This is a genomic window from Clostridium thailandense (assembly GCF_019207025.1).
GTDB classification, from domain to species: domain Bacteria; phylum Bacillota; class Clostridia; order Clostridiales; family Clostridiaceae; genus Clostridium_AM; species Clostridium_AM thailandense.
This window is the reverse complement of record NZ_JAEEGC010000137.1, coordinates 16,668-33,856: the sequence shown is the minus strand read 5'-3', so window position 1 is coordinate 33,856 and position 17,189 is coordinate 16,668. Positions and strand designations below refer to the sequence as shown.

The window sequence follows — 17,189 nt, the reverse complement described above, 5'->3', positions numbered from 1 at the left end:
TTCCCAGTTGTATAGGAGAGCTGAGATTGTTAACCCAATGACATATTCTTGCAGAATATAAGGAAAACCCGCTAACTTTTCAGCAGCGGGCAACATAATGTGGTAATTTGATTCTCTTTTTGTTAGTTTAAAAGTCATATGAACTATTAAGCCAAAAGCTGTAGTTTCAGTCAGTATGGTTTTTTAAGATTGCTGACGCAATCTGGCTATATCTTTTCTTGGAGAAACTCCATAAAAACTGCTGTAATCCCGGCTAAACTGAGAATTGCTCACATACCCAGCCATTCTACAGGCAGTAGCCGCGTCCATGTGCTGATACAACATTAGCTGCCTCGCCTCCTGTAGACGCAGAGCTTTTTGATATTGCATAGGTGTCATCGAAGTTACCGCTTTAAAATGATCGCGAAAAGAAGATACACTCATATGTGTGAGCTTTGCCAAATCTGAAACCTTAACCGGCTGAGAAAAATTATCACGAAGCCAGGCAATTGCATCTGCTACCTGATGTACTCCCGAGTCTGCAAAACCCATTGCAGCAACATAAACGCCAACAGAACTGTGAAGTATACGAATTATTATTTCATCCATAATGAGCGGCACAATGAATTTCATATCTTTAGGCTTTTGGAGACACTCCAGAAGCCTTATCACTGCGTCGATAACACTTACATCAGCATTCATGACATACCCGGCTTGCCACTGCTTTCTTTGATGCAAACCATAAGGATATATTTTTAGAGCCATCTCTGCAATCCGCTTTGGATTAAGATCCATCCTGATAGCGAGGAGAGGTTCGGACTTGCTTGCCTCCATAGTTCGTAGTGAAACCGGCAAGGTAACCGGCTGCATTATCATTTGTGATTTACCAAGTTGGTATGTCTCTTGACCTATTATAATGGACTTTGCCCCTTGTGCAACAATGGCTAAAGAAGGCAGATAGAAAGTCTTTGAGCAATCCATGTCTGTGCCTGAATATCGGATGATAGTTAGACCAGAGATGGGTAGATTTAAAATGCCGTCATACGGAGCATAAGTATACAACAAACGTGCAAGCTTGTTCATTTTTGATTCCAGTAGTCTCTCAGTGTTATCCGTTTCTGGAATGTAATACTTACTATATATATTCATGATTTGAAAACGCTCCTTAATTTTTTCATGGTATTCAAATTATACTAAAAATAAATATACGCTGCAAGTATACATAATATACGAACTAAAGCCCATAACATTCCCCCGAGGATTCTTGCTAATTAATCATATTTAAGAACAACAATCCCAGAATAATCATTAATATTCTCTTGATTTAATTTCAATACATCATCTTCCTTTACTTTCAACCCTGAAGCTGTTATAAATTTATCAACCTTACTAAATATATAACCTATTAATCCTAATGCTTTAGTTCTGTAATGCATCGGTATAACCACTATAGGGTTTAACTGCTTCATTACAGTAACTGCATCAATGGCATCTATTGTAGCTCTACCGCCAACAGGAAGAAGCAGTATGTCTACATTACCTATTTCCTTCACGAAATTAGAATCCAGAGTATGTCCAAGATCCCCACAGTGACAGATATTTATTCCATCAACTTTAAAGTTATATATGGTATTTTTACCTCTCTTGGCTCCTGAAGCTTTATCATGAAATGTCTTTACACCCTTTATCTCAATACCATCTTTTGAAAATTCACCTGATTCATTTATGTGCACAAAATTACCTTTGACTGCCTTTACATTATTGTGATCACCGTGTTCATGACTTGTAGATACTATATTTGCTTCAATTTCAGGTAATTTATACCCAAGCATTTTATTATATGGATCTGTTACTATTTTAGTTCCATTTTCAGAGGTTATCATAAAACATGATTGCCCAAACCATTTAATCTTCATTTAAATTTTCCTCCATCATATATAATTACGTCCTAATTATAAGCATGAAAGTGCCCTTGTTCCATGCAAGATTTTAATATCCATGGACATTTTTATGATAAAACTCTAAAGGACTTATGCCTTCAATTTTTTTAAATATCCTACTAAAGTAAAATTCATCAGTGAAGCCAAGTATTTTAGCTACTTCTTTTATTTTTTTATCGCCATCGATAATTAGCTCTTTGGCTTTATCAACTTTCATCTTATTAAAAAATTCTATCACAGAATACCCTGTAGTTTCTTTAAAAATTCCAGATAAATATGTAGGGGATAAGTGCACCAGTTTAGATAAATCCGTCAAAGTAATTTTATTATCTATGTTGCCACGCATATATTCAATAACTCTATCAACCTTTAAAGAAGCTGAATAGTCATGGTTATTATTTCTTATATTTTGAAAGATTTCAAATATCAATTCCTGAAGTAAAGCTTTCGCTATGAATTCATACTTTGGGAGTTTCGCCATCCAATTTTCTACTAACCTCTTAAATACATTATTAACTAGATAACAGTCCTTTAAGCTTTGCACAAAATCTAATGGTAAAGTGTCAACTTCCTCTGTAATATCCCATTTATCATTATTAATTCCTACCGTTACATAACTGAAATGTACTGAAAAAAAGCAAATAGGTTCCGCAGAATCTATATCTGCAGAGTATCGAACATTGGGACTAAGATATAATAAAGTACCTTCCTTTAGATCATAGCTTTTATGCAGAGATCTAATATATCCCTTGCCCCCGGTAATTAAAATTATTTCATGATGCTGAAGAGTTCTATTAATTATACTTGAATATTTCACTTCTCCACCTGGTTGCCTACAATTGCAGTAATGAAGATTAAAAAACAAGTTATTTATATTCATAGTTTCACCTTTCAAAATTATTAATTCACCTTCATCATATACCACGTGTTTACTGTAGTCAATTTAGTTGCGCTAATTAGTAAATTCTCTAATAATCTATATTAAGTTTTACATAAATTATACTTTTTGCCAACGTTTAAGAGTTGGTAATAAAGTGGTCATTTCTTTTCTTGCTTCTTCTTCGCCTATTGCTTTTCCTAAAATAGGTACAATCATCTCAATCATTCCTTTCATTAATCTCTAATTGCATTTAACTTATGAAGCAAATACTCTTTTTTATTTAAAGGGTCATAGTTTGACTTTTGGCGAGTTTTAGCAAATTCAAATGGTACTTCTATCAGCAGGAGCGCTAGCTGGACTAAAAAATTCTCCACAGGTGAGTGTAACTTTTATATCAGTAACTTCCCATCCAAATAGACCCTGTTTGCTCGTCTTAACAACTGCTTCCTCAATGGCATTTTGGAAAGACTTTGGTAATGATCCTACTGATCTGGGATTGAATACCTTCTACTGCAGATATAACTAATATAGCTCCACTGTAGTATAAAAGATTTTCAGTTGTAGTTGTTTTTCCCGCATCAACGTGAGCCACAATTCCTATATTAATCCTTTTCATATATTTATTCGCTACTATTTATTCACCATCCTTATATTATGAAAAAATTTCTTTGTGCTTTGTATTCTTAATATCTTAATCATACTAATAATCTCCTAAAAAAATAAAAAGGCTGCAAATGAACACAAGTTCACTTACAACCTCATAGTTATATGACAAAAATATAAACATGAAATATAGGACTTTAATTTATACAACTTGATTAAAAAGTTATATGTATTAAAATCTTATATCATATTCATAAATAGGCAAAAAAATACCGTGTTTAGAACACCTTTACATTTATATTTTCTCATGTTTATATTTGAGTCTATTTATATTATACAAAAACTATTTTTCTTTTCAATAGTTTTTGTCATCCCATTTTCTTAATTTTTAAATCTTATCTTCGTGGTAGATAAGTATATTCCATAAATTCTTCATGAGCATCTCTTATATCTATGGCATAATGTACCATTTCAATAGCTTCCTTTTCATCAGAAGGAAAGCGCATACATCCAAGTCCAAATCTTGACACTTGCATTCCTGTTTTACCAAATTCTAAATATTCCATAATGTTTCTCTCCTTTTCTATAGGTTCATTTACACCTAAGGCTATCCATATATCCTTCTAGCGATCGATGGTTTCCATAACCCAATCTGGATAGCGATTTCCAGATACTTTTCCCATAGCTAATGCATCATCCAGCAAGTTCATTTCTGCAGCATCAAGTTTTATAGATTCTGAAGCTACGTTTTCTTCAAGATATTTTTGATGTTTAGTACCAGGAATAGGTACGATGTCCTTACCTTTGTGTAAAATCCAAGCAAGAGCAACTTGTCCAGGCTTAACCTGTATTTTATTTGCAATGAGATGTACTATCTTTGCAGCCTCCACATTGGAATCGTAGTTCTTTCCTTGATAACGTGGATCATTACGCCTATAATCATATTCTGAATATTCCTCTGCTCTCATAACATTACCAGTTAAAAAACCTCTTCCAAGTGGACAAAATGGTACGAGTCCAATCCCCAGTTCTCTAAGTACAGGTATTATATCTTCTTCTAAATTACGTTCCCAAAGGGAATACTCACTTTGTAGGGCAGAAACAGGATGAACGGCATGCGCTCGACGAATGTTAGCTACCCCAGCCTCTGAAAGTCCGAAAAATCTTACTTTCCCTTCTTTAACTAAGTCACCTACCGTTCCTGCAACCTCTTCAATAGGTACCGCAGGATCAATACGATGTTGATATATTAAGTCAATATAGTCAGTACCTAGACGAAGTAATGAGCCTTCTACTGCTTCTCTGATTTCTGCAGGTTTACTGGCCCTCTCTGCACCTACTTGTTTACCATCTTTAAAACGGAAACCAAATTTTGTAGCAAGGATTACCTCATGGCGTCTTCCTTTGAAAGCACGTCCTAATAATTCTTCATTAGTTAGTGGACCGTAACCTTGAGCTGTATCAAAGAAGTTGCATCCTACTTCTATAGCTCTATGAAGAGTAGCAATAGACTCTTTTTCATCCGCTGGTCCATAATATTGACTCATGCCCATGCAGCCAAGCCCAATAGCTGATACCTCAAGGCCTTGATTTCCAAGTTTTCGTTTGCTTAATGTCATAATATTATCCTCCAATTAATTAATTCTTTTTCTGAAAGACAAGCATCATACAATTGATGAGCCATTTCAGTAGCTATAAAAGTATCTTCAGATTTAAATTATTAAGATTATCTTTAACAATAAGATAGCACATATAAATATACATGTCAAACATATTATACACATTTAGTGTATTTTGTCTATTTTGACTATTGTCCATAAATCAGTTATAATCTATTTGGAAAAAGGATGGTGTTTAGATTGGCTGATAAAGATCAAATAAAAGCTGAAATGATTCAAAAGATTCAGGAATATATAATAACTAAGGGCTTTGCAAATTTAAAAATGGAAGATATCGCAAAAATTATGACAGTAAGCAGAGCTAAGCTTTATCAATATTTTTCTTCAAAAGAAGAAGTTATAGCTGCTGTTGTAGCTAAATATGTAAATTTCATTAAAACCGTTAAAGTTCCTACTGAACTGGATGAGAGAGAAACCTTTATAAAAGGATTTCCTGATTTCTTTTATCAAAATGTGGCTTTATGGGGCACTGCTACTGATCTTTTTATAGATGAATTAAACAAGAATTATCCTAACTTATATTTATACATTAGCACGCAATTAAAGGAAAGAAATAGACAAATAGAAGTTTTTTTTGAGGCTGGAAAAAATAAAGGTGTGTTCTATAAGCACCTTAATAGCAAGCTGCTTATATTGCAAGACCGTGTAATGATTACAAAGTTAATAAATAGAAATTATTTATTTGAAAATGGGCTAAATCACGAACAAGCTTTGAAAGATTATTTTTTATTACTTGTTTCTGAAATTTTTGTACCAGAATTAAGTGAGGAAGTAATGAAAATCGATATGCATGAAAGAATACAGCATTTTGCTATTAAATTTAATCGTATATATTAAAATTATTATAGATGTTGATTAACAATTTTATATGCTTAAGAAATACATAAAAAAACTGTTTAAAATAATAGAAGCCAGTTAAAAAACATAGTTCTCCTTAACTGGCTATTTCAGTTTCTTTTATTCTCACAGTTTTTCTTACCTTTAACTGTGTACTTCTTATTATATCTCCAAATAATTTTTCTAAGTCTTTCATGAGGATTCCAATTTATTTTTTTAATTCTGCCAACTCCCAACTCGATTGTGTGCAACTTATCTAAGTTTTGTATCAATTCACATCTATCATCATTCATTTTTGTCACCATGTATTTTCCTTAACAAAATTACTATATTGCTCAACTTTAAATTAAAATTTGACAATCATTTTTTATTGGGTTTTCTTTTAATAAGCAACAATTTTTCTATATCTGAAAATAGAGAAGTATCCGTTAACTCAAACATCATCCACTTTCCGTCATGGTAGGTCTTTGTTTCATCATAGATTTTTTGCACCTCAAGAGAATAATTTTGTTTATCTTCCTCAAATTTTATCCGTTCATCTTTTCCTAAAATAACCATAAACCCAAGACAATTTTCTTTCACATATAATGCACAAAGTGTTTTTCCACCTCTACGATATTTGTACTCATATTTCCATGCTTTACCTCCATTGTTCCATAAATGTTCCATTTCATATTTTTGCTCAATCATGTCACATAATGCTGTCCAAGTTTCAAATAATGGTTTTCCAATTAAAGCAATCAAATCCTCTCTTGTGGGTATTTTATCTAACATCTTTATATCCCCTTTCAAATTTCTATTTATAACCTTCTACCTTAAGCTGAATAAAACTACAACTTATGGTAATTATTTATTATATACTACCATGGATTAAAAGCTTGCATACAAAGGTTTATAAATTTGTTAGCAAAAGATGCAAATTATTAATATACGCCTGATAAATAATTTAAGAATTATTTAAAGGGGGAACTATAATTATGCATCAACTTATATTGGTAGTAATTTTAGCGTTATCCTTAGTGATACTTTCTGTGCATTATAAAATAGTTACAATTGATTTAAAACCATTGTACGATAATGCCGATAATATCTCAATATGGATAATTAGACTATTAATAACAGCAATACTATCGTCTTTGCTTAGGTAATAGTCTAGAAGGCAACCTTGCTTTGTGAGGTTGCCTTTTGCATTCCACTTTCCTTATTCCCAAGTAACCTGCAAAGGAGCTCTATCCACTAACCGTTTAAAACTATATAACGGATATCCTATTAATAGCCCGGCGGTTACTACTCTATCTTGGGAAATATTGAGTATTTTCAGTAGTGGCTTATATTCATCTGTAACACAATACTCGAACAATCCTGACCAACAGCTACCTAGTCCTAATGTTGGAGCATATAATTGAGCGTATACTAATGAAAAATGTGTGTTATCACGGCCAAGCGTTTTTTGTTCTTTCTCAGCTGTTGCTACTATTAAACATGGTGCATCTCTTAAAATAGTGTCTTTGCCATCTTTACGATATTGAGCTATAGTAGAAGCGGTATTTTGAATCCATGGTGAATTCTTTAAAGAACCTGTCTCCATAGCCTGCTCAGCCCAATCTGCTATAACAGAAGTAATTTGATGCAAAGTATCAGGATTGTCTATCACTTGATACGAAATTCCTTGAGAATTACAGGCTGTAGGTGCAAATCTGGCTATATCAAGAAGCTCACGAACAGTATCCCGAGGCACGCCCTTCTTCTGAAAGCTGCGCACGGATCTTCTAGAACGAAGAAAGCCTGCAGCAATATCAGAATCTATCATATACTCTTTTTTTATTGCTATTTGATTCTGTAAGGGAGTTCTGATACTGTCCAAAGCTGCATTTGGACAAATCGCGACGCAATGTCCACATTCAATACAAAGATCTTTAGCAACTTTGGGTCCGAGATTACTCATTACTAGAGTTCCTCTGCAAACTTTTACACATAATCCACATTTAGTACATGTCTCAGAATTAACTTTAATAAAATCAGTATTATTCATATATATATCCTCTCTTAATATTCTTTTATTGTTTGTCGGAAGGAAATAAAATTTCTAGTCTTTTTATCTTTCTGCTTACTGTGAAATATGTTTCAATAGGTTGTTCAATCTTTTTAATCATAGTTTTTCTCCTTTATATAATTTTTTATTTTTTATCCCGTACATTGCATATGGAATATTTTTAATAATAACAGGTATAACCTGACCACATCATGTCATGTTTTATTCTCCTCTATTCAAATACTGTGATTGTTTCCATGACCAGTGGTAAATAAATATCATTTCAAAACCTGACGTACTGTCGTCAAGTTATATTAGTTATACTAAGTAAGTAAAATAACTTAAACGCAAGGAGGTATTTCTATTATGGAAAATAATTCATCATTATTTGATATAAGTAAAGAATTTGAAGGTAAACGGGTACTTGTAACCGGCGGAACCAAAGGCATTGGAAATGCTATTGTTCTGCGTTTGCTTAATTCAGGAGCGAGAATAATAACAACTGCTCGTAATATTTCAGAAGATTTACCGGCTTCTGTTGAATTTATTCAGGCAGATGTCAGTACACCGGAGGGTACTGAGAAAATCATTAAGGATACCCTTGAAAAATTTGGAGGCTTGGATATACTAGTCAATAATATAGGTGGTTCGTCGACTTCCACTAATGGAGCACTAGGATTAAGTGACGAAGACTGGATACAGACATTTAATGCTAATCTTTTTTCTTCTGTACGGTTAGATCGTGGATTCTTGCCAGCTATGGTTAAACAACATAAAGGTGTGATAATTCATATATCTTCCATACAGCGAAGGCTCCCAGGGAATATGACTATGGCATATTCTGCGGCTAAGGCAGCTCTAACAAATTACAGTAAGAACTTGGCTACTCAGTTCGGTCCTGATGGAATACGAATAAATACAGTTGCTCCAGGTTTTACAGAAACAAAGGCTGCTGAACGACTTATTAAAAGAATGGCACAAAATTCTGGAAGTGATTATAACGCTGCACGACAGGAATTGATGGATGCCCTCGGAGGTATACCTCTAGGCCGTCCAGCTAAATCTGAGGAAATAGCTGAGCTTGTTGCTTTTCTTGCTTCAGACAGAGCTTCCTACATTACTGGAAATGAGCACACTATTGACGGTGGTACAATCCGAACCATCTAAAAATAATTCAAAGGAGAATGAAGAAGTTTTATGAAGGCATTAGAAGAGTTACTTGAAAGTGCTATCATTGATAAAATACCAAATATCATAGCAGTTCAGAGCGAATACTGTGATCCTTTTGCAAAAGCATTGTTTGCTGAAGAAAAGCATACAGTTAAAGTGACCCCTAAACCAACAATGGAGAGGGAATTGCTATTGGCGTACCAATGTGCAGCGAGGAAATTTTAGTCTCAAATCTGATCACTAGTCACCTGTTGATGTTGTTGTTGCTTTAACAAATCGTATCTGCTATCATATAATTTATAACAAAATATATGGTAAAGATGAGGAAATAGAATGAACCAAGATAACATATTAGATGAGAAAGAGCCAAAACACCAGCGACGTCCTAGATATAAAGGCACTCATCCTAGGAATTTTAAAGAAAAATACAAAGAACTGAATCCAGAGAAATATTCTGAAGATATTGCAAAGATTATTCAGAAAGGCAAAACTCCTGCAGGTATGCATATTTCAATTTGTGTTAAAGAAATATTGGATATTCTACAAATTAAACCTGGTCAAACTGGTTTAGATGCAACACTAGGTTATGGTGGTCATACTTTAGAAATGCTTAAATGTTTAGATTCAAAAGGGCACATGTATGCACTTGATGTAGATCCTATTGAATTGCCAAAGACGAAAGAGCGTTTAGAAAGTTTAGGGTATGGACCAGAAATTTTAGAAATTAAGCAAATGAACTTTTCACAAGTAGATCAAGTTACCTCTAAACCTGAGTCCTTTAATTTTATATTAGCAGACTTAGGTGTTTCTTCTATGCAAATAGATAATCCTGAAAGAGGGTTTACCTTTAAAGCTGATGGTCCATTAGACTTAAGACTTAATCCGAATGAGGGTATCTCTGCAGCAGAGCTTTTAAAAGAACTGACACTATTTGAAATAGAAGATATGTTAATAGAAAATGCTGATGAGCCTCATGCTGCAGTAATCGCTAGGGCAATTCTTTCTACCATAAAAAAAGGAATTGATATATTAACTACAACACAACTTCGAAATATCATACAAGATGCTCTAAAATATGTTCCAAAAATCAAAGACTCTGATATTAGAAAGTCTTGTCAGCGAACCTTTCAGGCCCTTAGAATTGCAGTTAATAGTGAGTTTAAAGCACTAGATGAGTTTTTAGAAAAACTTCCGGATGTCTTAGCTTCTGGTGGTCGTGTTGCTATACTTACATTTCACTCAGGAGAAGATCGTCGCGTTAAAAAGTCTTTTAAGCACTTTTTCCGTGAAGGTGTTTATTCTGAAATAGCTCCAGAGCCTATTCGCCCATCATCAGAGGAATGCCGTGCCAATAGTCGTGCAAGTTGTGCTAAATTACGCTTTGCAATCAAAGCTTAAGGATAATTTTTAATGTTACATCTACTAGAAAATACAAAATCCTAGCTTTCCTTGTACTGAACTGCTCCCTGTATAATCCATAGAAAAAAAAATTCTTTAACTGGATTTCGTAATGTGCGGAATCCAGTTTTTTATGCGTTTTTTTCAAGCAGTGGTCAGTATAATAATACAATTATGCTCTATTATGTTTTGATAGAAAGATGATACAATTACACAAAAGGTTATTTATACAATAGCCCTTTTGCGTAATTTACCCATATAGATGAATAACCGTACTTAGTATAAAGATAGATCATAATTTCTTATAAATCCTCATTGCAAATATATACGCAACAACTATTATTGCTATACACCAAGCGATAGCAGACCATATCTCATTTCCTACTGGCTGGTTTGCTAATAAATTACGAATGGCTTCTACGATAGGCGTTACAGGTTGACTCTCTGCAAAAACACGTACAGCTGAAGGCATAGTATTCGTTGGTACAAAGGCAGAACTGATAAATGGTAAGAAGATGATTGGGTAAGCGAATGCCCCTGCACCATCTGGTGTTTTAGCAGCAAGCCCTGCAATTACAGCAATCCAAGTCAAAGCAAGTGTAAAGATCCCAAGAATTCCAAATACCATAAGCCATTCTAAGATTCCTGCCGAAGAACGGAAACCCATTAATAATGCAACAAGTATAATCACTACTACAGAAATTCCATTTGAAATTAATGAGGTTAATACATGTCCCCATAATACTGTAGAACGGGCGATAGGCATAGAGTGAAAACGTTCAAAGATACCACGCTCTTTATCTATAAACAAACGATACGCTACGTATGCAATCCCACTACCAATAGCCATTAACATTATACCTGGTAATAGGTAATTAACATAGTTTTTCGTTCCTGTTTGGATTGCACCACCAAATACATAAACAAATAGTAACATCATCGCAATTGGAGTGATACAAACAGTAATAATTGTATCCATACTTCTAAAAATATGGCGCATAGAACGTCTAAACATAACACTCATATCTTTGAAAAAATATTTATTTGTAGATTCCACTTATTTAGCCCCCTTTTTACCTATGATTGTCAGAAATATTTCTTCTAATGTAGGTTGTTTCTCAACATATTCAACTTTTGCAGGTGGAAATAATTTTTTCAATCCTTCTAGCGTATCTAGCGCAATAATTTTTCCCCCATGAAGAATAGCGATTTTATCCGCAAGTTGCTCTGCTTCTTCTAAATATTGAGTCGTTAAAAATACTGTAGTTCCTGAAGCTGTTAACTCTTTTACAATCTTCCAAACTTCTAACCGTGCTTCTGGATCAAGACCTGTGGTTGGCTCATCTAGAAAAATAATCTTTGGATTTCCTACAAGACTCATTGCTATATCAATTCTTCTTTTCATACCTCCAGAGTAAGTACCAACTCTACGGTCTGCAGCCTCTGACATACCAAAGCGATTAATTAATTCATCTACTACTTGATTTGGTTTTTTAAGATGTCTAAGATTTGCTATCATTTGAAGATTTTCACGTCCAGTCAAAATTTCATCGATAGCAGCAAACTGACCGGTGAGACTAATAGCATCTCTAATGTCCCCTGGATTTTTTTCAACTTCAAAACCATTGATCACAACGCTTCCAGCATCTGATTTAAGTAAAGTAGCCATAATTCTAATTATCGTTGTTTTTCCCGCTCCATTGGAACCTAGTAATGCAAAAATACCTCCCTGCTCTACTTCAAAGTCTACTCCTTTGAGTACTTCTACATCTTTGTAGGATTTCTTTATCCCTTTAACTTGTATGATATTATTTTTCATTTTTTTCCTCCTCTATAAAAAAAGAGCCGACAACTATGATTTAACTCATGTTTATCGGCTCTGCGTCTTAGCGTCTGGCTCTTTGATAACTGATATATTCAGTTGTTTTACATTGATTATAGTTTCCTGTTTACACTTGGGACAAAATAGCGGGAAGTTTTCAAGCACCGTATCAACACCTATCTTAACTTTTGTTTTACTTCCACAGACAGGGCATAATATCCATTCATATTTACACACTTTACCACCCCTTTATTTTATGTTTTTGTTGCCCACTCGCAATGTCACCAGCTAATTTTGACAAAGGCGACTGTACCATTCAGATATCAAACTTTTACTTTATTTTATTCGTAACCTTTTTCATAGCCTTGTTAACTTCTTGATCAACAGATTCTTGATAGGTATCAGCGTAAGTTTTTGAGTCTTTGATTAAATCATCGCAGAAAGCTGCCACGTCTCTACCCGTTACTTCGAGGACGCCTTTCCCCAAGGCCACACCCTCTTCAAAAAGATCGACAATCCCTGAGAATAGCCCTATTCCATTAGCTAGTTCAATTGGGCCAACCTTAAAGAGATATTTTTGAATTTCTTTATAAACAATCTGATAATCTTTCGGAAGCGCTTTGACACGAGCCATATGTGCTCGCCACTCTTTTTTACCTTTTATGATATCTTGTATTCTCATTTTATCCTCCTTGTATTCCTTACTCTGTACATGAGGATTATTACTCCTCATCCCCCTACTTACCTAATTTTTTATGAATATTATTGTTGAGTTGCTGGCGCCACTTGTCGCGAAAAGATTTCGCCCCTTCTTTGTCAACTAGTGCTGAACAGAAGCCTTTGATATCGTCACCCAAAACCTCTTGGATGCTCTGCCCATTCGCCGCTGTTTCTTCCAGCATTTCAAGCACACCATCAAGAATTGGCATTAGATTGCGACCGGTGAAATCTGAGTGTTGCCAAAGATTAGTCTTAATTTTTTCCCATGCCCCTTGATAATCAGTTGGTAGATTTTGGGCTCGGGATTCAAAAACTTTCATTTCTTTAGTCATATCGCTTCCCGTAACTTTTTCCCAAAAATTCATTATATCTTCTCCTTTAACTCGTTAATTTTTGATGATACGAATTCCAGCCTTTCCCAAAACTTCTCCAGTTCCTTGACCCTGGTGCAAAGTGTGCGCCATTCAGAACCTCTTTTTTGTAGGTTTTTTCAAGTCTTTTATGGTTATAGCTTAATCAATCATTTTTAATCGTTCACTTTTCCAAATTTATTCAATATGTCGCGGTTTAGTTTCTCTCGCCAATTTTCCGTATATGTTTTGGCATTGCGCAGAAGTTCATCAGAGAACGCTGCCACATCCTCACCAGTAATTTTTAATACATGTTTTCCTTCAGCTGCGCCGGCTTCGAACAAATCTATCAATTCATATTGAACCTTCAACATGTCATAGCCACTTCCTGCCGCAAAATTCCACATATATTCTTGGATTTTTTTATATACGAACTGATAGTCGTGAGGAAGCATTTTTACCCGTTCCATCTGTTGCTTATACTCTTTTTTATCCCCTGCTAATTTTTTAAAAAATTCCATCATGGTTACTTTTCCTCCTTTAATTGGTTGATTTTTGATGCGACGAACTCCCATTTTTCCCAGAACCTTCGCAGTTCCTCACGGCCCATATCGTTTAGCTTGAAAAACTTTCGCGGCGGTCCCATATCGGATGGCTTCTTCGTAATTTCTACCAGCTTATTTTTCTCAAGACGCACCAATATAGTATAGACTGTCCCGTCAACAACATCCGAAAATCCAAGGGCATTCAGCCTCTTCGTAATCTCGTAACCGTATATTTCCTCATGGCTGATGATTTCAAGAACACAGCCTTCTAAAACACCTTTTAACATTTCCGTGATATTTTCCAAACAACCACCTCTTCACTATCTAGTATTACCGATATTCAGTATTACTTACTACTACTATATAGTATCACGCAGTAGTTATAATGTCAATATAGTACCTTTATTTTTACCTACGAGATTTAAAATAATACTAAGGATGATATCAATCACCCTATAATAGAGATAAATGAGTAGAGATAGAAACAAATATCCTTAGCTCTGAGCAATAGTTCAGCCCCCTAAATAAAACTCCCTCAAACTATTAGTCTGAGGGAAAATAAAACGCACTTCAATATTTACTTAAAAATTTGAAATTGTCATCATGCAGTATTGGTAAAAACACTTTGTATGGAATTCCTGAAAATTCATCTGTAAATCAAAATTTGATTAACTTCTGACCTTCTGTAATGGAGTTTAATTATAGATTGTCCATAAATCCTTATACAGCATTGTTCTGTTTTTAATTACCACGAAAATCTTAATGGTTATGTGTCAGCATCAACTTTATTTTACTACTAATCTCCTGCCATCAGTAAAAGCCCTGTCCAGGAGTTCTTGAGGTATGCTATATTCCGGAGTCTCCGTACCACATGCAAGTATATTATCAATTAGATCCCATCCAAAAAATTCAGAACGCATCTTTAGCGATTCAAACAGATTACTACAAAAGTCTTCATTATCTGCCGCCTGTGCAAATACAGCCATAATCTTTTTTCCGGGGTAACGTGGCTTGAAGTCATGTCCAAACATAGGACGTAAACGGTCAAACCAAATCTTTGCCTGTCCACTAAAGTCAGACATATAAATTGGTGAACTTATTATAATCCCATCAGCAGAAGCGATGTCGCTATACATAGATTGTAGTTTATCTTTTATAATACAGACTTTCTCCTTTCTGCAATAATCACATGCCTGACATCCTCTAATTCCTGTATCATTGAGATCATAAACTACAATTTCTGCTCCTTCGGATTTCGCCCCATCAATTGCCTTATTAAGGAGCTGAGTAGAAATCCCCTTTTTTCTAGGACTTCCAACGAATACTACAACTTTACTCATTTAATTACCTCCATTTAGTTATTTTTTATATAGTATTTTTATAATAAATGAATATTCATTCAAATAACTCTCCTAAATAATGTTGTATTAATTTTGTTAGGACATTTACAAAACTAACTCTCAGCCTAAAGTTAGAGTAATGTAATTTAAAGCTAGCGCTATGATTATTGAACATTCATTTAATTAACTAAGAAAAGTTTATTTTTTTATTGAAGTACAACTCATTTCAATTATTTCCCTAATATTTTGTTCTGTAAATTCAAACTCCCCATTGAAATACTTTTTAGCAATTTGCATTAATGGACTAAAAGAATAAATAAACAATAGTTCAATATCAACTTCCTTAAAAACACCGCACTTTTTACCATTTTCTAAAAACTCTACTAACGGCCTACCAATCATCTGAACTTCTTCATAAATTTTTAAAACAAATGGTGAGTTCATGAACTGTTCAATAAAGAGAAAGTTATCCTTATTGTTTATAAAGAAAGTAATATAATTATTCAATATCTTTTTAAATTCAGCTTCTGTTGGCTCAGAAATATTAACTCCATTTGATATTTTTTGCTGCATATCTTTTTTAGCTTCCAGAAAAAGTTTTCTAAGCATATCATCTTTATTATCAAAATAAGTATAAATTGTTCCAGGGGCAATTCCAGCTTTTTTTGCTATCTTTGATATTGAGATTTCCGCTAATCCCACTTCATTTATAAGCTGTATTGCTGCTTTAGTAATCTTTTCTTTTTTGTCATCATCTTTATATCTCATAGCTAATTCTACCTCATCCTTTGGTATTATGTTGCTTTAATAACTATTTTTTATATGTTTTTATATTTCATATTTCTATATTAAATGATCATTCAATTAAAGTCAATACTTTTTTGAATGATCATTCAATATTCAATTCCTGCGTTTGCTACTACAATATCAATTTTTTCAAATTCTTTTAAAGCGATTTCAAACATATTGCGTACTTCTTGCGGTTTTGAAACATCTGCTTGAATTGCACTAGCCTTAACACCTTATTTCAATATATTATTTTACTATAATAACATACCACCAGATGCTTCAATACGTTGACCGGTAACCCATCCCATTTCATCCGTACATAGACTAGCAACAACACCTCCAATATCAGAAGCTTCTCCAATTCTTCCGAGTGCAGCATAAGAACTAATTGTATCTTTCAAACCTGGATTTTTAATATAAGTATCTCCACTAAATTCAGTGTTAACAGCTCCAGGCGCTATAGTATTCGCTCTTATACCTCTAGCTCCTAATTCTTTAGCCAAATATCTAGTAAAGACTTCTACTGCTCCTTTTGCAGCAGCATAAAGTCCAGAACCTGGAAATGTAAAGCGAGTTAATCCTGTTGAAGTGTTCACAATTCCACCTTTGTCAGCAATAAGCGGATTTAGTTTCTGTGTTAAAAAGAAAACTCCTTTAAAGTGTACATTAACTATTTTGTCAAATTCCTCTTCTGTAACTTCTAAAATAGGAGTGTGATTTGAGATCCCAGCATTATTAATTAAAAAATTAAACTGCTCTCTATTCCATTTATCCTTTAAAACATCTGATAACTTAGATGCAAAGGAATCAAAGGAAGATATATTACTTACATCTAGCTGAATAGCAGCAGCTTTACCACCATTTGCTTCAATTTCTTTTATAACTTCATCTGCTTTTTCTTTTTGATTATTGTAAGTGATAATTACATCTATCCCCTTTTTAGCTAATGATATTGCAGAATCTCTACCAATTCCACGACTTCCACCTGTAACTAATGCAATTTTACTATTTTGATTCATTAAAAACCTCTCCTTTAAATATTTATTAATCATTTAGAAATTAATATCTCATTATTTATACTGCTACTTATATTTCAAAGATAACA

Annotated in this window: 22 protein-coding genes and 4 pseudogenes; 4 read left to right on the top strand and 22 right to left on the bottom strand. The window is 34.0% G+C overall.

The features are described from left to right. Positions 1 to 183: 183 nt before the first annotated feature. From I6U48_RS23315 to I6U48_RS23280, 8 genes and pseudogenes are all read right to left on the bottom strand, one after another. The gene (locus tag I6U48_RS23315; RefSeq protein ID WP_218322881.1) at positions 184 to 1,128 is read right to left on the bottom strand and encodes an AraC family transcriptional regulator; all 945 of its coding nucleotides are present in this window, start codon (positions 1,126 to 1,128) and stop codon (positions 184 to 186) included. Positions 1,129 to 1,250: 122 nt separating this feature from the next. After that, positions 1,251 to 1,895: an MBL fold metallo-hydrolase gene (locus tag I6U48_RS23310; RefSeq protein ID WP_218322880.1), complete on the bottom strand. Its 645-nt coding sequence runs from the start codon at positions 1,893 to 1,895 to the stop codon at positions 1,251 to 1,253. A gap of 73 nt (positions 1,896 to 1,968) precedes the next feature. Then, complete coding sequence (locus tag I6U48_RS23305) at positions 1,969 to 2,814, bottom strand: helix-turn-helix domain-containing protein (protein WP_246615511.1); 846 nt, start codon at positions 2,812 to 2,814, stop codon at positions 1,969 to 1,971. Positions 2,815 to 2,916: 102 nt separating this feature from the next. After that, positions 2,917 to 3,024, bottom strand: coding sequence for a zinc ribbon domain-containing protein (locus tag I6U48_RS23300; protein ID WP_246615510.1), 108 nt, complete (start codon positions 3,022 to 3,024; stop codon positions 2,917 to 2,919). A gap of 8 nt (positions 3,025 to 3,032) precedes the next feature. After that, positions 3,033 to 3,288, bottom strand: a pseudogene (locus tag I6U48_RS23295) (tetracycline resistance ribosomal protection protein); the annotation flags it as partial. A 16-nt stretch (positions 3,289 to 3,304) separates the two neighbouring features. Then, positions 3,305 to 3,415, bottom strand: a pseudogene (locus I6U48_RS23290) (GTP-binding protein); the annotation flags it as partial. 436 nt (positions 3,416 to 3,851) lie between these two features. Further along, positions 3,852 to 3,968: pseudogene (locus I6U48_RS23285) on the bottom strand (aldo/keto reductase); the annotation flags it as partial. Positions 3,969 to 4,025: 57 nt separating this feature from the next. Further along, positions 4,026 to 5,021 (bottom strand): aldo/keto reductase, encoded by a 996-nt coding sequence (locus I6U48_RS23280; protein ID WP_218322878.1) that lies wholly within the window; start codon positions 5,019 to 5,021, stop codon positions 4,026 to 4,028. 240 nt (positions 5,022 to 5,261) lie between these two features. On the opposite strand from I6U48_RS23280, the gene I6U48_RS23275 reads away from it, so the two are divergent. Continuing rightward, positions 5,262 to 5,918: a TetR/AcrR family transcriptional regulator gene (locus tag I6U48_RS23275; RefSeq protein WP_218322877.1), complete on the top strand. Its 657-nt coding sequence runs from the start codon at positions 5,262 to 5,264 to the stop codon at positions 5,916 to 5,918. 110 nt (positions 5,919 to 6,028) lie between these two features. Here the strand turns inward: I6U48_RS23275 and I6U48_RS29850 are convergent, their stop codons facing one another. From I6U48_RS29850 to I6U48_RS23260, 3 genes are all read right to left on the bottom strand, one after another. Next, positions 6,029 to 6,211 carry a hypothetical protein gene (locus I6U48_RS29850; protein WP_246615509.1) on the bottom strand — a complete coding sequence of 61 codons (183 nt, stop codon included), beginning with the start codon at positions 6,209 to 6,211 and terminating at the stop codon, positions 6,029 to 6,031. A 67-nt stretch (positions 6,212 to 6,278) separates the two neighbouring features. Then, positions 6,279 to 6,692: a DUF3788 domain-containing protein gene (locus I6U48_RS23265; protein WP_218322876.1), complete on the bottom strand. Its 414-nt coding sequence runs from the start codon at positions 6,690 to 6,692 to the stop codon at positions 6,279 to 6,281. A gap of 427 nt (positions 6,693 to 7,119) precedes the next feature. Continuing rightward, positions 7,120 to 7,950: a nitroreductase family protein gene (locus tag I6U48_RS23260; RefSeq protein WP_218322875.1), complete on the bottom strand. Its 831-nt coding sequence runs from the start codon at positions 7,948 to 7,950 to the stop codon at positions 7,120 to 7,122. 366 nt (positions 7,951 to 8,316) lie between these two features. Here I6U48_RS23260 and I6U48_RS23255 point away from each other — a divergent pair, with 366 nt between their 5' ends. From I6U48_RS23255 to rsmH, 3 genes are all read left to right on the top strand, one after another. Next, on the top strand, positions 8,317 to 9,117 hold the full coding sequence (locus I6U48_RS23255) for an SDR family oxidoreductase (RefSeq protein ID WP_218322874.1): 801 nt from the start codon (positions 8,317 to 8,319) through the stop codon (positions 9,115 to 9,117). A gap of 30 nt (positions 9,118 to 9,147) precedes the next feature. Then, positions 9,148 to 9,345 (top strand): hypothetical protein, encoded by a 198-nt coding sequence (locus tag I6U48_RS23250; protein ID WP_218322873.1) that lies wholly within the window; start codon positions 9,148 to 9,150, stop codon positions 9,343 to 9,345. 108 nt (positions 9,346 to 9,453) lie between these two features. Continuing rightward, complete coding sequence (gene rsmH / locus I6U48_RS23245) at positions 9,454 to 10,518, top strand: 16S rRNA (cytosine(1402)-N(4))-methyltransferase RsmH (RefSeq protein WP_218322872.1); 1,065 nt, start codon at positions 9,454 to 9,456, stop codon at positions 10,516 to 10,518. 292 nt (positions 10,519 to 10,810) lie between these two features. Here rsmH and I6U48_RS23240 read toward each other — a convergent pair whose 3' ends face one another. From I6U48_RS23240 to I6U48_RS23190, 11 genes and pseudogenes are all read right to left on the bottom strand, one after another. Beyond that, the gene (locus I6U48_RS23240) at positions 10,811 to 11,542 is read right to left on the bottom strand and encodes an ABC transporter permease (RefSeq protein WP_218322931.1); all 732 of its coding nucleotides are present in this window, start codon (positions 11,540 to 11,542) and stop codon (positions 10,811 to 10,813) included. Positions 11,543 to 11,575: 33 nt separating this feature from the next. Continuing rightward, positions 11,576 to 12,337, bottom strand: coding sequence for an ABC transporter ATP-binding protein (locus I6U48_RS23235; protein ID WP_218322871.1), 762 nt, complete (start codon positions 12,335 to 12,337; stop codon positions 11,576 to 11,578). A gap of 51 nt (positions 12,338 to 12,388) precedes the next feature. Continuing rightward, positions 12,389 to 12,577, bottom strand: a complete 189-nt coding sequence (locus I6U48_RS23230) for a cysteine-rich KTR domain-containing protein (RefSeq protein ID WP_218322870.1) — start codon at positions 12,575 to 12,577, stop codon at positions 12,389 to 12,391. A gap of 94 nt (positions 12,578 to 12,671) precedes the next feature. Continuing rightward, positions 12,672 to 13,022 carry a DUF1048 domain-containing protein gene (locus I6U48_RS23225; protein WP_218322869.1) on the bottom strand — a complete coding sequence of 117 codons (351 nt, stop codon included), beginning with the start codon at positions 13,020 to 13,022 and terminating at the stop codon, positions 12,672 to 12,674. A 55-nt stretch (positions 13,023 to 13,077) separates the two neighbouring features. Further along, positions 13,078 to 13,425 carry a DUF1048 domain-containing protein gene (locus I6U48_RS23220; RefSeq protein ID WP_218322868.1) on the bottom strand — a complete coding sequence of 116 codons (348 nt, stop codon included), beginning with the start codon at positions 13,423 to 13,425 and terminating at the stop codon, positions 13,078 to 13,080. A 161-nt stretch (positions 13,426 to 13,586) separates the two neighbouring features. After that, positions 13,587 to 13,934 (bottom strand): DUF1048 domain-containing protein, encoded by a 348-nt coding sequence (locus tag I6U48_RS23215; protein ID WP_218322867.1) that lies wholly within the window; start codon positions 13,932 to 13,934, stop codon positions 13,587 to 13,589. Positions 13,935 to 13,936: 2 nt separating this feature from the next. Further along, positions 13,937 to 14,260, bottom strand: coding sequence for a PadR family transcriptional regulator (locus I6U48_RS23210; RefSeq protein ID WP_218322866.1), 324 nt, complete (start codon positions 14,258 to 14,260; stop codon positions 13,937 to 13,939). Positions 14,261 to 14,740: 480 nt separating this feature from the next. Continuing rightward, on the bottom strand, positions 14,741 to 15,295 hold the full coding sequence (locus I6U48_RS23205) for a flavodoxin family protein (protein WP_218322865.1): 555 nt from the start codon (positions 15,293 to 15,295) through the stop codon (positions 14,741 to 14,743). Between the two features lie 198 nt (positions 15,296 to 15,493). After that, positions 15,494 to 16,063 carry a TetR/AcrR family transcriptional regulator gene (locus tag I6U48_RS23200; protein WP_218322864.1) on the bottom strand — a complete coding sequence of 190 codons (570 nt, stop codon included), beginning with the start codon at positions 16,061 to 16,063 and terminating at the stop codon, positions 15,494 to 15,496. A gap of 125 nt (positions 16,064 to 16,188) precedes the next feature. Then, positions 16,189 to 16,302, bottom strand: a pseudogene (locus I6U48_RS30540) (SDR family NAD(P)-dependent oxidoreductase); the annotation flags it as partial. Positions 16,303 to 16,338: 36 nt separating this feature from the next. Beyond that, positions 16,339 to 17,103, bottom strand: a complete 765-nt coding sequence (locus I6U48_RS23190; protein ID WP_218322863.1) for an SDR family NAD(P)-dependent oxidoreductase — start codon at positions 17,101 to 17,103, stop codon at positions 16,339 to 16,341. Between the last annotated feature and the right edge of the window lie 86 nt (positions 17,104 to 17,189).

Coding starts and splice junctions, on each gene's coding strand:
- I6U48_RS23265 (WP_218322876.1), bottom strand. CDS start 6,692: ATGTTAGATAAAATACCCACAAGAGAGGATTTGATTGCTTTAATTGGA.
- I6U48_RS23240 (WP_218322931.1), bottom strand. CDS start 11,542: ATGAGTGTTATGTTTAGACGTTCTATGCGCCATATTTTTAGAAGTATG.
- I6U48_RS23235 (WP_218322871.1), bottom strand. CDS start 12,337: ATGAAAAATAATATCATACAAGTTAAAGGGATAAAGAAATCCTACAAA.
- I6U48_RS23215 (WP_218322867.1), bottom strand. CDS start 13,934: ATGATGGAATTTTTTAAAAAATTAGCAGGGGATAAAAAAGAGTATAAG.
- I6U48_RS23255 (WP_218322874.1), top strand. CDS start 8,317: ATGGAAAATAATTCATCATTATTTGATATAAGTAAAGAATTTGAAGGT.
- I6U48_RS29850 (WP_246615509.1), bottom strand. CDS start 6,211: ATGAATGATGATAGATGTGAATTGATACAAAACTTAGATAAGTTGCAC.
- rsmH (WP_218322872.1), top strand. CDS start 9,454: ATGAACCAAGATAACATATTAGATGAGAAAGAGCCAAAACACCAGCGA.
- I6U48_RS23205 (WP_218322865.1), bottom strand. CDS start 15,295: ATGAGTAAAGTTGTAGTATTCGTTGGAAGTCCTAGAAAAAAGGGGATT.
- I6U48_RS23220 (WP_218322868.1), bottom strand. CDS start 13,425: ATGAATTTTTGGGAAAAAGTTACGGGAAGCGATATGACTAAAGAAATG.
- I6U48_RS23250 (WP_218322873.1), top strand. CDS start 9,148: ATGAAGGCATTAGAAGAGTTACTTGAAAGTGCTATCATTGATAAAATA.
- I6U48_RS23225 (WP_218322869.1), bottom strand. CDS start 13,022: ATGAGAATACAAGATATCATAAAAGGTAAAAAAGAGTGGCGAGCACAT.
- I6U48_RS23315 (WP_218322881.1), bottom strand. CDS start 1,128: ATGAATATATATAGTAAGTATTACATTCCAGAAACGGATAACACTGAG.
- I6U48_RS23310 (WP_218322880.1), bottom strand. CDS start 1,895: ATGAAGATTAAATGGTTTGGGCAATCATGTTTTATGATAACCTCTGAA.
- I6U48_RS23260 (WP_218322875.1), bottom strand. CDS start 7,950: ATGAATAATACTGATTTTATTAAAGTTAATTCTGAGACATGTACTAAA.
- I6U48_RS23280 (WP_218322878.1), bottom strand. CDS start 5,021: ATGACATTAAGCAAACGAAAACTTGGAAATCAAGGCCTTGAGGTATCA.
- I6U48_RS23190 (WP_218322863.1), bottom strand. CDS start 17,103: ATGAATCAAAATAGTAAAATTGCATTAGTTACAGGTGGAAGTCGTGGA.
- I6U48_RS23300 (WP_246615510.1), bottom strand. CDS start 3,024: ATGATTGAGATGATTGTACCTATTTTAGGAAAAGCAATAGGCGAAGAA.
- I6U48_RS23200 (WP_218322864.1), bottom strand. CDS start 16,063: ATGAGATATAAAGATGATGACAAAAAAGAAAAGATTACTAAAGCAGCA.